This is a genomic window from Agrobacterium sp. ES01 (genome assembly GCF_050320885.1).
Classification (GTDB): Bacteria; Pseudomonadota; Alphaproteobacteria; order Rhizobiales; family Rhizobiaceae; genus Allorhizobium.
Genome location: NZ_JBNQTH010000001.1, coordinates 753,587 through 767,322 on the forward strand (window position 1 = coordinate 753,587; position 13,736 = coordinate 767,322).

10 protein-coding genes are annotated in these 13,736 nt (G+C 58.8%); 3 read left to right on the forward strand and 7 right to left on the reverse strand.

Translation table 11 applies throughout. The features are described 5' to 3' along the window. Nucleotides 1–522 precede the first annotated feature (522 nt). A complete protein-coding gene (locus ACQQ2Q_RS03865) occupies nt 523–1,263 on the reverse strand; it encodes a helix-turn-helix transcriptional regulator (RefSeq protein WP_428185700.1) in 741 nt (246 codons plus the stop codon). Between the two features lie 728 nt (nt 1,264–1,991). Between ACQQ2Q_RS03865 and ACQQ2Q_RS03870 the strand changes: the two genes are divergently transcribed. Then, entirely contained in the window at nt 1,992–2,576 is a 585-nt protein-coding gene (locus ACQQ2Q_RS03870; RefSeq protein ID WP_428185701.1) for a PRC-barrel domain-containing protein, read from the forward strand. A 111-nt stretch (nt 2,577–2,687) separates the two neighbouring features. Here the strand turns inward: ACQQ2Q_RS03870 and ACQQ2Q_RS03875 are convergent, their stop codons facing one another. From ACQQ2Q_RS03875 to ACQQ2Q_RS03885, 3 genes are all read right to left on the reverse strand, one after another. After that, complete coding sequence (locus ACQQ2Q_RS03875) at nt 2,688–4,736, reverse strand: FAD-dependent oxidoreductase (protein ID WP_428185702.1); 2,049 nt, start codon at nt 4,734–4,736, stop codon at nt 2,688–2,690. A gap of 172 nt (nt 4,737–4,908) precedes the next feature. Next, nucleotides 4,909–6,270 carry a putative bifunctional diguanylate cyclase/phosphodiesterase gene (locus ACQQ2Q_RS03880; protein ID WP_428185703.1) on the reverse strand — a complete coding sequence of 454 codons (1,362 nt, stop codon included), beginning with the start codon at nt 6,268–6,270 and terminating at the stop codon, nt 4,909–4,911. A 121-nt stretch (nt 6,271–6,391) separates the two neighbouring features. Further along, nucleotides 6,392–8,113 carry a response regulator gene (locus ACQQ2Q_RS03885; RefSeq protein ID WP_428185704.1) on the reverse strand — a complete coding sequence of 574 codons (1,722 nt, stop codon included), beginning with the start codon at nt 8,111–8,113 and terminating at the stop codon, nt 6,392–6,394. A gap of 290 nt (nt 8,114–8,403) precedes the next feature. Between ACQQ2Q_RS03885 and mutL the strand changes: the two genes are divergently transcribed. Both mutL and ACQQ2Q_RS03895 read left to right on the forward strand, forming a co-directional pair. Further along, a complete protein-coding gene (mutL, locus tag ACQQ2Q_RS03890; protein ID WP_428185705.1) occupies nt 8,404–10,227 on the forward strand; it encodes a DNA mismatch repair endonuclease MutL in 1,824 nt (607 codons plus the stop codon). Between the two features lie 64 nt (nt 10,228–10,291). Further along, the gene (locus ACQQ2Q_RS03895; RefSeq protein WP_428185706.1) at nt 10,292–10,525 is read left to right on the forward strand and encodes a DUF2093 domain-containing protein; all 234 of its coding nucleotides are present in this window, start codon (nt 10,292–10,294) and stop codon (nt 10,523–10,525) included. Nucleotides 10,526–10,537: 12 nt separating this feature from the next. Here ACQQ2Q_RS03895 and lpxK read toward each other — a convergent pair whose 3' ends face one another. From lpxK to waaA, 3 genes are read right to left on the reverse strand one after another with little or no spacing between them, the layout of a single operon-like run. Continuing rightward, nucleotides 10,538–11,575 (reverse strand): tetraacyldisaccharide 4'-kinase, encoded by a 1,038-nt coding sequence (gene lpxK, locus ACQQ2Q_RS03900; protein WP_428185707.1) that lies wholly within the window; start codon nt 11,573–11,575, stop codon nt 10,538–10,540. Between the two features lie 50 nt (nt 11,576–11,625). Next, nucleotides 11,626–12,363, reverse strand: coding sequence for an HAD family hydrolase (locus tag ACQQ2Q_RS03905; RefSeq protein WP_428185708.1), 738 nt, complete (start codon nt 12,361–12,363; stop codon nt 11,626–11,628). Next, nucleotides 12,360–13,676, reverse strand: coding sequence for a lipid IV(A) 3-deoxy-D-manno-octulosonic acid transferase (gene waaA / locus ACQQ2Q_RS03910; protein ID WP_428185709.1), 1,317 nt, complete (start codon nt 13,674–13,676; stop codon nt 12,360–12,362). The genes ACQQ2Q_RS03905 and waaA overlap by 4 nt, the downstream gene beginning before the upstream one ends. Nucleotides 13,677–13,736 lie beyond the last annotated feature (60 nt).

Genomic DNA, 13,736 nt, shown 5'->3' on the forward strand with positions numbered 1-13,736 from the left:
CTAGTGCCTCTTCCATCTTTTCCGGAATCGTGTCGGAAAAATGTGAAAAACCCTTTAACCGCCCGGGGTGGCCCAACCACGGGACTGCGAGTGGCAGGCAAATTGAAGCACCGACGCATGTTGTGGTGAATTACCACGCTAAAAATGAAAAAGCCGCCAAGCCTGATCTCATCAACGCAATGCGCAAGAGAGCGGCTTGGCGACTTTGTCTCGAGCGACCTTAGATGGACGCTTCTACATAGTCCCCTCTGGACTTACCTTAGGATATGCAGAATGTGTGCCAGTTTGGCAGGTCGGCTTATTCGTCTTGTTTTTCAGTTACTTCCGCCAACATTGTCTGATTGGGCAGAACCTTGCGCCGACGTGCACACGATGAATAATTGTGCAGTGCGTATAGATGCGACGCAGCCCTGAACATGTTTTAGGCGGCTTCCGGCTGCTTTGCAGTACCGGACGAGAAGCGGAGGGGATGAACGCCGGGGGCCACTCGCGTGTCTCGTCAAACCGAATGCACCGCGACTGCTACTTGATGAGCCCGATGCGCAGGGCCTTGGCGACAGCCTGGGTTCGATTGACCGTATCGAGCTTCTTGGTCGCGCGATTGAGATAGTGATTGATGGTGTGCTCCGAGAGCCCCAATATTTCGGCGATTTCCACACTTGTCTTTCCGGCCGCCGTCCAGTTGAGGCAATCTATCTCCCGATCGGTCAAGGTTTCCGTCGCGCGATTGTCCAGATCGCGGATATCGGCCAGGCGATTGAACACATGGGCGGAGAGATAATAGAGTTCGATCGTTTCTTGTTGAGTGAATGGCTTCCTGTCCCCGGTAAAAGCGACAGCCCCACGCGTTCCTGTTGCATCATGAACCGGAAAATAGGTCCCGCGATACATGTTAAAACGGACAAAGAGGTCCCGCACGGATTCGACCGGCACCGAAAACTTGTTGGTGTAGTCAACGTCGAAATCAAAGGCGAGCGGTACCGTCGACACCCGGATATGCTCGATGACAGGACTATTCGCCAGCAAGCGCGACTGGTCATAGCTCGACAAGAGCTCAGCCGGCCAGTTGGTGATGATCGAGCTACTGGAAAGATCAACCGACGTTGCGTGCGGTATGTTGAAGACCATGAATGCTCGCGCACCGACGCTATCGGTTAGTCGCTTCATAAAGCGGAATACATCGAATTGCGTCTTGTACGAGTGCAACTCAGTGAGCATGCGCGTTACAAAGCTCTCCGAATTATTTTGTTCTGCTGGCGTCATAATGCACTTTTCTTCACAAGGGCCAAAGAAGAAAATTCAAATCTATTCCCCTGAAAGCCAATACTGTTATTAATGACGTCAGCTATTACCAATGATGAAAATTATGTTTTCCGTCATGGGTAAGTTCACGGATCTGGGAGAACTGAATAACTTCAGCCGAATACAATAAAAATATAAATTAAATAGATACCACATACTCAATAAAAATTGCCCGCCCCACGATCCCGCTGTCAGAAATATGACATATCGTAAAAATTCTAGGTTTGAACAACTCAATACATCATATCCGCAAAAAATGCCTATCGTCTAGTCACGTTGCACAGATTGATCAAAATTGGATCACTCTCATAGCGCGCAATAGGCAAGCGACGCGACACGCAGCGTGTTCCGCGTTGACTGCATGGTCAATCAAAACGAAACTCGAAACATAAGCCATATTTATCAGCGTAAATTCAAGACTATGCAGCTGCGGGGCGATACCGCGGTGGCGCACAAGTTGTGGACCACCGGCCAGCAGACGGGGGTCTTTTTCAAAGCGAGGTGCGCCCATTAATGGCGGCCGGCCAAACGCAAACCGCAATCCAAGGTTCCTGTTCTTCGAAAAAATATAGTTGGCGCCTTTTCCGGAACGATCTGCCCGCCTTCGCCATTTACCCCCCGAACCACAACGGTGGGATTGGACAATCAGCGTCCCGCCAGATGTTCACGAGAGAGGAAAGGAATCTGTTATGAAGAAGTCTATTAATCTGCTCGCCGCCACCGCCCTGTTTGCCAGTGCAGCAGCACCGTTTGCCCTCGCACAGGACGCAACAGTCGACCCGGCTACACCAGCTGTGGAAGCTCCATCGGCAACGGGTGTAAACCCTTCGACCGATACGATGAACAAGGACGTTGCTCCCAAGGTCGATATGTCGGCTGACGCGTCTGCGACAACAGACACATATCTGACCGAACAGGCCGAAAACCAGGTCAGCGCCAACGAATTCATCGGCTCGTCCGTCTATAACGGCAAGGACGAAAGCATCGGTGATATCAACGACCTGATTATCGGTGAAGACGGCAAGGTTGCCGCAGCCGTGATCGGCGTCGGTGGCTTCCTCGGCATCGGTGAAAAGGATGTCGCTGTTCCAATGGCCAAGATCGATGTGACGCATGACGAAAACAACGATGTTCGTCTGACCACGGTTGAAACTGCCGAATCCCTGGAAGCCGCACCGGCCTTCAAGACACTGGATCAGCAGGCTGCCGAAGCCGATACGGACATGACAACCACCATGCCCGACAGCACGACCACCTCGTCTACTGCTAACTAAGCATTTGAACGAGGGACGTGTCACGATCCCGAAGGGCGGTGCCTTGTGCGCCGCCCTTTCTTTTCGTCCTCTGCCGGACGATACGCCGCTCCGACAGCCGACAGGTTTCGCCTAAAGCAGCGTGCAATAGCGCAAAGCGTCATAGATCGACGCGTGAATATTGCGGCTCTCTATCGCGTCGCCAATGCGGATCAATTCGAAGGTGCCATCCGGATTCCTGGTCGGCAAAGGCTGCTTGCGCTTGATGAGTGCTGAATAGTCCACGGCCCCGAGATTGCGCGATTGCGGCTTGAGCTCCAGATAGAGATCGGCATTGGCCATGGTGCCATGTTCGACGACCACCTGTGCCACTCGCCGCTCTTCGATTGCGGTTTTTGAAAAATCCGATCCCAGGATCGCCACCAGCCCGTTGCCCTCGCGGCGCACGGAAACCAGCCGCGTATTGATCGTCACCTTGACGCCCTTCTCGGCGAAGGTCTTTGCATAGGGGACATGGTTCATGCCGCCCATTTCCGGCGCAAAGAAGCGTTCAGGCGAGACCAGTTCCAGTTCCACGCCCGAATTGGCAATCACTTCTGCGGCACTCATCGCCTGATGACCGCCATTGTCGTCGTAGAGCAGAACGGGACCAGCCGGCTTGACGGAACCGGCCAGAATATCCCAGCTCGAGACAACCAGATCTTCGCCTGCCTCAAGCTCCGGCGGCTGGGCGATGCCTCCGGTGGCGACCACCACCAGATCCGGCTCGAATTCCAGAACGTCATCGGCCATGGCATAGGTGTCGTAGTGGATCTGAACGCCCAGACGCTCCAGTTCGCCGAGCCGCCAGTCGACGATGCCCACCATTTCCTTGCGACGGGGATTGCGGGTGAGCAAATTGACTTGCCCGCCGGCGTTTCCGCTCGCCTCCAGGACATCGACGGAATGTCCGCGCTCGGCCAGCACACGGGCAGCTTCCAGCCCCGCCGGTCCGGCACCGATGACCACCGCCTTGCGCGGGCGTTGCGCCTTTGCAATATCGTGGTCGATCAATCCTTCCCGGCCTGTCGCGGCGTTGTGGATGCAGAGTGCCTCGCCCCCTTCATAGATACGGTCCAGACAGTAGGTCGCACCGACGCAAGGGCGGATGCGTGCCTCCTCGCCTGCCATGACCTTCCTGACAATGTGCGGATCGGCGATATGGGCACGCGTCATGCCAACCATGTCGAGCTTGCCTTCGGCAATGGCGTGGCGGGCCGTTGCCACATCGGCAATCCTGGCGGCGTGGAACACCGGAAATTTGGTCGCCAGGCGAACTTCTCCGGCAAAATCCAGATGCGGCGAGGCGGCCATACCCTGGATCGGAATGACATCGTTCAGGCTGGCGTCATGTTCGATGTGGCCACGGATGATATTGAGAAAATCGATCTTGCCCGAGGCCGCGATGCGCTTGGCGATCTCCATGCCTTCCGCCTTCGACAATCCCTTGTCCCAGTCCTCGTCGGCGACCATGCGAATGCCGACGATGAATTCGGGACCGACGGCATGGCGCACGGCATCGATCACCATATTGGAAAAGCGCATGCGGTTATCGAGCGATCCGCCGAAGTCATCGTCTCGCCGGTTGGTGGCGGGCGACCAGAAACTGTCCATCAGGTGACCATAGGCCTCGAACTCGATGCCATCGAGACCGGCTGCCTGCATGCGCTGGGCTGCTGCGGCATAGTCGGCGACGATGCGCTCGATATCCCAGTCCTCGATCTCCTTGGGGAAATGGCGATGGGCCGGCTCCCGGATCGGGGAAGGCGACAAAACCGGCAACCAGTCGCCCTTGTTCCAGTTGGTTCGACGTCCAAGATGGGTGAGCTGGATCATCACCGCCGTTCCATGCTCGTGACAGTCATCGGTCAGACGCTTCAGATGCGGGACGATTTCGTCCCTGTAGGCGAGCAGATTGCCAAATGCCGGCGGGCTGTCGCTGGAAACGCTTGCCGATCCCGCCGTCATGGTCAAGGCGATGCCGCCCCTGGCCTTTTCAACGTGGTAGAGCCGGTAGCGGTCGGTTGGCATGCCGTCTTCGGAATAGGCTGGTTCATGCGCCGTCGACATGACCCGATTTTTCAACGTGAGATGTTTGAGCTGGAATGGCTGAAGAAGCGGATCGCGGGAAAAATCAGGCATGAAGAACACACTCGCGCTGCATTTCGGCATGGCTGCCGGACGGCGAAGATCCGCCTATCGTCTGCCATAGTTGCGCAGCGCCCCGTGACCCGCAATGTCGAGACACGGCGATTTCTGGTCGAAGTGCGTCGTTTGGTGATCAAGCTGGAAGAGGCCGACCGGGCGGTCGATCTCAGGCGTTCATGCGATCGGCGACGGTAAATTCGTGAAAATGCTGCTTCAGATAACGCAGGGTGGCAGCGGCATCGACCGGTTTGCCGAAATAATAGCCCTGCCCCATGCCGCATCCCAGCGCGCGCAGCATTTTGGCTTCCGCCTCGGTCTCGATACCCTCGGCCACGACCTGCAGCTCAAGGCCTTCGCACATGGTAATGATGGCCTTGACGATGTGCTCGGAGGCGCGGTCCTTGGAAATCGACGAGACGAAGGCACGGTCGATCTTGAGCTTGTCGAAAGCAAAGTCGCGCAGTCGGCCAAGGCTTGATTGGCCGGTTCCGAAATCGTCCAGAGAAATGCGTATCCCGGCGTCACGAAGATCCTGAATGATGCGCTCGGCAGTTTCTGCCGATGTCATGACCGCCGTTTCGGTGATTTCCAGTTCCAGCCGGTGCGGATCGAAGCCGGTGCTTGCGAGGATGGCCAGAATATTGCTGGTGGTGCGCAAATCCATCAACTGGGCTGAAGAGAGATTGAAGGACAGGAAGAGTTCTCTTGGCCATGTGAGGGTCGCTTCCGCTGCCTTGCGCAGCAGTGCCTCCGACAGCAGATCGATGAAGCCGCGCTCTTCGGCAAGAGGTACGAAGACCGACGGCGATACAAAGCCGAGATCGGGGTCGTTCCAGCGCGCCAGTGCCTCGAAACCCACCGGGCGATTGTCGAACAGGCGCACGATCGGCTGGAAGTAGACCTCGACGGCGTCGTTGATGATGGCATGGCGCAATGCCTGTTCCATCTGGGTGGCCCGCATCATTTCCTGGGCGATTTCGCTGGAATAGACCGTGATGTGGCCACGGCCGCGGCGCTTGGAGCGATAGAGTGCCGTCTCCGCACTCTTTTGCAGATCCTCGAATTCTGCACCGGCAAAGGGATAGACGGCAAAGCCAAGACAGGCAGAAAGACGAACATTGCGATCGCCCAGATCATAGGGTGCCGACAGCACATCCTTGATCATCTGGCCCATCCGCTCGGCGCTTACGCGCTCGCAGATGAGAGGCAAGACAACTGCGAATTCATCGCCGTCATGACGGGTCACGGTGGCGCCATCCGGCACACAGGCCTTCAGCCTGTGGGCGACCTGACAGAGGATCTCGTCTCCGGCCTCGGTTCCAAAGAGATCGTTGATCGGCTTGAAACCGTCCAGATTGACCAGCCCCACCGTGAAGGGAGCCGGATCATCCGCGCGTTCGGCAGCCAGATGCTTGACCTTCTCTCGAAGACGGTGGCGATTGCCCAGACCGGTCAAGGAGTCCGTATAGGCCATTGCCTGGAGCTCTTTATGGCTCTCATCCGGCGAAGTCCTGTTGTCGGGCCTCATTTCAGTCATCCTGCGTCAACTATCTGCCGCTGAACAATGGCCCTGCAACTCTTAACAAGATCATAGCAATAGGCGGACGGAGACTAGATGTTCTCACCCCTAATTTTGGGGGGAGCAGTGTTCAACCGAGGCGGCTCACACTCTTTTTCAGGAAACGCTCGAACACATCTCGGATCATTTCTGTACTGAGCGGCTTGGCGATTGTATCGTTCATTCCAGAGACAAGACATCTCGCACGCAGGTCACCGGACTTATCTACAATCACTCCGATAATCGGTATGTCTGCGCCCGCCGGTCCGCCCAGTTCCCGGATTATTCGGCAGGCTTCCAGACCCGACAATACAGGAAGCGTGACATCCATCATCACGATGCCTGGTTGAAGGTCCCGGCACAGGCGAACTGCCTCATCGCCACTGACTGCAATCTTGTAGGGGTAACCCAGGCTTTCCAGAATCTGGGCAAAGACAACCTGGTTGACCTCGTCGTCTTCGGCCACAAGCACCAGGGGACGGTCAGTGACTTCAACCTCAGTGCGTTTTTCCGAGCCGGTCAAGAATTGCCAATCCGGCAAATGTCTTTGCGCATTCGCGCGCGTCGCCAGGTAATTGCCGATCGATTGCGGCAGGTCCGATGTCAGCTGGAAGGCATCCAGTGGCAGAACATCCAGACCCTGCATTTCTGCGAGTTCCAGACAGGCGATATCCATCTGCGCGTCGATCAGAACCAGATCGACCAGAGCGCCGGATGACCTGGCAAGCCGCAGAAATGCCTCTTCCTCTTCGATGCTGCGAACGGCACAGCAATCCGCGCCCAGGGCAATGAGCGTTCTTAACGCCTGCGCCTCGATCGTCGGATCATCGGTCACGAGAAGAATGTTGCGGTCGGTGACAGGGAATGGACCTGCCGGACCGGCAGCATGGTCACGCCTGTCGGACGCAGGGCTTGGCCGCGGCATCCCGTTCGAGGCGGATGCAGCGGCAGCCGGCAGCAGATCGTGAAGCTCGGCAAGGTCGTCAATCGTGGTCACGATGAAGTAGCGTCCCGGCTTTCCCACGCGCTTGGTGCGGATCAAGACCGGTGCCGAGGGGTCGTCTTCCGCCGCAATCTCCTGGGCGATGACCGACGGCGCACCGGTCTGCAGCGTGTGGCGGCAAGCCGCGTTCACGCGCTCGGCCACATCGGTCCTGAAGATCTTGTCCATGCTCTTGCCCAGCAGCCCATCGGAACTCAGCGACAATAGGTTGGAAAAGGCGAGGTTCACCGCGACCACGGTCAGATTGGCATCCTGGACGACCACGGGATTGGGCAGATTGTCGAGGATTTCCTCGGTCAACTGCACGCGCTCCATGTCGGCGCGCCACTGTTCTTCGCGTTTTTTTTGCTCGGTGATATCGGTCACAAGCGACAGGCCATAGCCGGACGACAATCGGCGCCGGGAATAGCGCAGCCAACGTCCTGAGGCGTCACGCTCCTGTTTGTCGCTGCGCTCGCGCCAATGGCTGGAGGTGTGGCTGGCGATCCACTCTTCTCGGGATGCCCCCTTCGAGGCAGAGGCCGGCGCCTCGGAACTGACACGCATGCCCGCGTCATAAAGCGCTCCAAAAAGATCGCGAAGACGCGTTCCGGCTTCCAGAAAAAGAGGCGCTACAGGGAAAAACTGCCTGACATTGCGGCTGGCAAAGATGATCTTATCGTTCTGGTCGAAGATGAGAAATGCCGCACCCAGCGCGTCGGCTGCAGCCTCAAGCACTGCCGGCTGCAGCGCGCCGCCACGCAAAGCCGCTGAAGCGGGCGTCCTGTCGCGGGCCTGGTCGCCTGAAGACGATTTTGCAAAGTCAGTCACCGTGCACTCCCTCAAAGGCTGGAGGTCGAACGGTGATCGATGCGCACGAAGACAATGCATGCCCGGATGAGGCATGGGGCTTGGAACCGGTTTTTATGGAAGAAAGCTCAAGCTTGCTCGCGCTTGCCATCATTTGGCCCGTCTTTGCCAGGATTTCATTTTCCCGGCAAACTAGCGCCTTTCAATTAAGGCGGTGTTAATCGTAAATTGCCGACGGGAGCAATAAAACTGCGCGCCGCTCTCTTCGATTTCCCCTTCCCTCAGGCCTGCGAATCCCCGAAAATAGACAGATGGCCATCAAGCAACTTTCCGAGACGCTCATCAACCAGATTGCCGCCGGCGAGGTCATCGAACGACCTGCCAGCGCCGCAAAGGAATTGATCGAAAACGCCATCGATGCCGGGGCGACCCGGATCGAGATCGCGACCGCCGGCGGTGGCAAGAGCCTGCTTCGGATTACCGATAATGGCAGCGGCATGGATTCGACGGATCTTGAACTGGCCGTGCGGCGTCATTGTACTTCCAAGCTTTCAGACACGCTGGACGATATCCACAGCCTGGGCTTTCGCGGCGAGGCCCTGCCCTCGATCGGTTCGGTGGCAAAAGTCATCATCACCAGTCGAAAGCAAGGGGCCAGCGAGGGTGCCGAAATTGCGCTGAGCGGCGGCAAGGTTTCGCCAGTGCGTCCAGCCGCTGCCAATCCCGGCACCGTGGTCGAGGTACGCGATCTGTTTTTCGCCACCCCTGCCCGATTGAAATTCCTGAAAAGCGAACGTGCCGAAGCCGCCGCAATCACCGAAGTGGTGAAACGGATGGCGATCGCCTTTCCAAAAATCCGCTTCACCCTGTCCGGATCGGACCGCTCGACACTCGAATTCCCGGCAACGGGCGAAGACCATCTGGCACGCATCGCCCAGATCCTCGGCAGCGACTTTCGCGACAATGCGATTGCGCTTGATGCGGAACGCGAGGATGTGCAGCTGAGCGGCTTTGCCGGCGTTCCGACCTTCAACCGGGGCAATTCGGCGCATCAATACGCCTTCGTCAACGGTCGCCCGGTTCAGGACAAGCTGATCCTCTCTGCCGTGCGCGGTGCCTATGCCGAAACCATCCCGCATGGCCGTTATCCCATCGTGGTCCTGTCCTTCACGCTCGATCCAGCCTTGGTCGATGTCAATGTTCATCCGGCAAAATCCGATGTGCGGTTTCGCGATCCGGGCATGGTGCGTGGCCTGGTGGTGGGGGCTGTGCGCGAGGCGCTGACGCGTGAAGGCGACCGATCATCGACAAAAGGTGCCAGCGACATGCTACGCGCCTTCAGGCCGGGTTATCGCCCGCCGCAGCCTAGCCCCTCCGCAACATGGACGACGCAGTCTTCGCCGTATCGGCCCTTTACGCCCGGCGCTGCCGGCGGATTTGGCGAACCCGTGCAAAGCGCATTCGACACGATGACCGTGCCCGCCGCGCGCGCGGAGATGCCTGTCCAGCCAATGCGCCCGGATACAGAGACTGCGGGCGTCGAACCGGTGGAACGCTTTCCGCTCGGTGCTGCGCGGGCGCAGGTGCACAAGAACTACATTGTCGCCCAGACGCCTGACGGGCTGGTGATCGTCGATCAGCATGCCGCCCATGAGCGGCTCGTCTACGAGAGCTTGCGCACAGCGCTGCGGGGACGGCGTCTTCCTTCGCAAGGATTGCTCATTCCGGAGATCATCGACCTGCCGGAAGAAGACTGCGACCGGCTGATGGCCCATGCCGCGGATCTGGACCAGTTGGGATTGGCCATCGAGCGCTTCGGCCCCGGTGCCATTGCTGTTCGCGAAACGCCGGCGATGCTGGGTGAGGTCGATGCGGATGCGCTTGTGCGCCAGTTGGCCGACGAGATTGCCGAGTGGGATACAGCCGGTGGTCTTGCAGCCAAGCTCGAATATGTGGCCGCCACCATGGCCTGCCACGGTTCTGTGCGATCAGGCCGCGTGCTGCGCGTGGAAGAAATGAACGCCTTGCTTCGGAAAATGGAAGAGACCCCGGGCTCCGGCCAATGCAATCATGGTCGGCCGACTTATGTGGAGTTGAAGCTCTCCGATATCGAGCGTCTGTTCGGACGAAGCTGATTTTCTCTGGAAATCGACCGTTCGGCGGTTTAAGGCAGACGACGGCAGTACGGAAGGGCAAGACATGAACCGGTTCGAAGGCGGCAGCAATCGCGAAGCGAAGATCAAATATCTCGATGGGGATTTCCAGATCCTGTCGCCGGGTTCGCATGTTATCTGCGCCATGACCGGCAAACAGATCCTCATCGACGAGTTGCGCTACTGGAGCATTGCCCGCCAAGAGCCCTATGTCGATGCCGCGTCCTCGTTCGAAGCCGAAAAGCGTGCCGGCACGCTTCCGGTACAGACGGGGCGCTGAACGCCAACGGGATCAGGACCGGCCGCGACGGAGATTTCGCTCACGGCAGGCGTTGATGGCACGGTCGATGATCTGTGATGGTGCTCCCGGATCGTCGAAGATCATATCGACATCGATGACATGACACCTGGCGGCCAGTTCGGCTGCGCGCCCATGGCCATGAGCGAGCCGCGCCATATCCTTGGCCGTCGTCACGATCTGGAGCCCCTTGGCATCGGCGCGGGTCAGCAAATCGACAATTTCATCATCTGCCAAATGATGATGGTCGGGGAAATCCTGCCTGTCCTCGATCAGAATATTGAGCTCAGACAGGGTGCGATAGAATTTTTCCGGGTCGCCGATACCGGCAAATGCCAGAACGCCCAGACCCGCAAGTCCTTCGTCATCCTTGGGCTTCAAGGTTGCGACGAAGACCTGCTTGCCGCTTCGAGACGCCCTTCGCACCAGTTTGTCGGCAGCATCGCCATTACCAACCTTGAGGATCGCAGACAGGCGCCGCATCTGACGCCCGATCGGCGCGCGCACCGGTCCGCCCGGAACCACATGGCCATTGCCGATGCCGCGGCGGCTATCAATCACGATCAACGCGAAATCCGTCACCAGCGAATTGCTCTGGAAACCATCATCCATGATGATCAGATCAACCCCCTGTTCGACCAGCATGCGAGCACCGGCAATGCGGCGGCGGGCCACCACAGTGACCGCCTCGCGCGCCAGCAAGAGCGGTTCATCGCCCACATCGGCTGCACGGTGGTGATCTGCGTCAACGAGCGTGGTGACATCCAGCGAACCGCCATAGCCGCGACTGAGAATGCCCGGCTGCAAACCACGGGCCTTGGCCTCACGCGCAAGGGCTGCAGCCGTGGGCGTCTTTCCGGCACCGCCGACGGTGAAGTTTCCAACGCAGATGACGGGAACAGGAACGGAGTTTCGGCTCTTCACGCCCATGCGCCAGCCGGCCACGCGCCCATAGAGAAAAGATAACGGCAGCAGAGCGATTGCCTGCCATCCCCGCCGCGTCCACCAGAATGGAGGCGCTTCCGAAACCATATCTATCTATCCCCCTTGCAGGCGGCTCTTCGAACCGAAGCCGCCACTCCTTACCCGAAGAGAACAGGCAAACCTGTCACATCGTCAAGTATGAGGTCGGAATGGGCTGCAAGCGTTTCGCGCAACCCCGTTCCGCTCAGCACCGCGATGGTGAGCCCGGCACCGGCATTGCGGCCCATATGCATGTCGTGATTGTTATCGCCGACCACGGCGACCTGATGCGGCTCCAGGCCCGTCGCATCGCAGAATGCGAGAACCATGCCGGCCTCAGGCTTGACGCCGTGACCGCTGTCATACCCGGCGACAAAATCGAGATAGGGATCGAGACCGAAGCGCGCGGCGATGGCCCTGATCGACCGCTCGTTGTCGCTGGATGCGATTCCCAGTTTCAGACCACGTGCGCTCAGGCTTGCAAACAAGGGTGCAAGCGCGGCGACCGGCACCGACTGATCGGCAGCACCGGCGAATTCGGCGTCGATCCGCGCGACCAAGATTTCCAGCTCGAACCGCGCACCGGCCGCAATCATCGCTTCTGCGATTTCTCGTGTATTGGCGGCTGCAAAGAGGCTGTCGGGCGCGATCATGCCGGTTGCCGGGTCCATGCCGCAAAGCCTCAGCAGGTCTGCAGCCAGCACCGGGTCTCCGCCCGCTGCCATCAGCGCCACGGCGCGGTTTACCGGTTCCCAGCTTTCGTTGAAATCCAGAAGGGTGCCATCCTTGTCGAACAGGATGCCGCCGATGGCGGCCAGACGCTCGGGCGTCGGCATGGCGACCGTTGATACACTCATACCTGCGCTGCTCTCGGTTGAAGCCTTGCCTTGACGGTCAGGGGATTGATGTAGGGTTCCAGACCCTTGATGGTGGCGGCCAGCGCACCGCGCATCTCCTGCAGGCATTCGGTGCCCGCATCCATCATCTTGTGACGCGGAATGTCGTTGTTGGAGAGGAAATGTACGGCCTTGGCCAGCATTTCGGGATCGCGCACCATGCGGGCCGCACCCGCCTTCACCATCTTCTGATAGGTTTCGCGGAAGTTCTCGACATTGGGGCCAGAGAGGATTGCGCAGCCGAGCATGGCCGGCTCCAGCGGATTTTGCCCACCCTTGTCGGTCAGCGACTTGCCGAGGAAGGCAATCTCGGTCAGGCGCAGGAACAGACCCATTTCGCCCATGGTGTCGCCGAGCAGGATATCGGTTTCGTCCGTGATCGGGTCATTGCGGCTGCGGCGGGCGACCACGAGCCCCTTCTCGGTCATCGTCTTTTCCAACTCGTCACAGCGCTCGGGATGGCGCGGCACGATAATGGTCAATATGCCGGTATGGGCTTTCAGTGCGCGATGCACCATCACGGCGGCCTTTTCCTCGCCCTCGAACGTGGACGCGGCCACCCAGGTGCGGCGCTTGCCGATCTGCTGGGCATAATGCGCCAGCACCGCTTCATCGCAAGGCGGGGCTTCGCTATCGACCTTGATATTGCCGGAAATGCTGACGGGCCATGCACCCAGATCGCGAAAGCGCTCGGCATCGATATCCGTCTGGCTGACGACCAGCGCCATCTGCCCGAAGATGATTTCGGCGATGCCCGAATGGCGGCGCCAGCTATCGAACGAGCGTTCAGAAATGCGGGCGTTGACGAGAACCTGGGGAATATGGCGACGCCGCAGTTCCATGATCGTGGCGGGCCAGATTTCGGATTCCACAGACAGGGCTATGTCCGGCTTCCAGTATTTGAGAAAGCGCTTGATGGCGGGCTTCACGTCCAGCGGCACATATTGATGAATAATGTCGCCGCCGACGCGGCGCGCTGCGACTTCCGCGGAGGTCACTGTTCCGGTGGTCAGCAGCACCTGGATCTGGCGCCGACGCAATTCGCGCAAGAGCGGGATGACGGCCAGAGTTTCGCCCACGCTTGCGGCATGGACCCAGGCCAGCGGGCCTGCCGGACGCTCGACGCTGGCATAGCCGAAGCGCTCGAGCTTACGCGATTTGTCTTCCTTACCCTTGGCGGCACGGATCGCCAGAAACGCACCAGCCAGCGGATAGGCAGCGACGCCCGCCCACCGGTATGCTGTCAGCGCGACCGAGGCCAATCCATTGCTCATGGGTTATGAAATCCGCGTCATCATATCAAATATGGCACCTGAAAAGTGGCTCTGGTTACC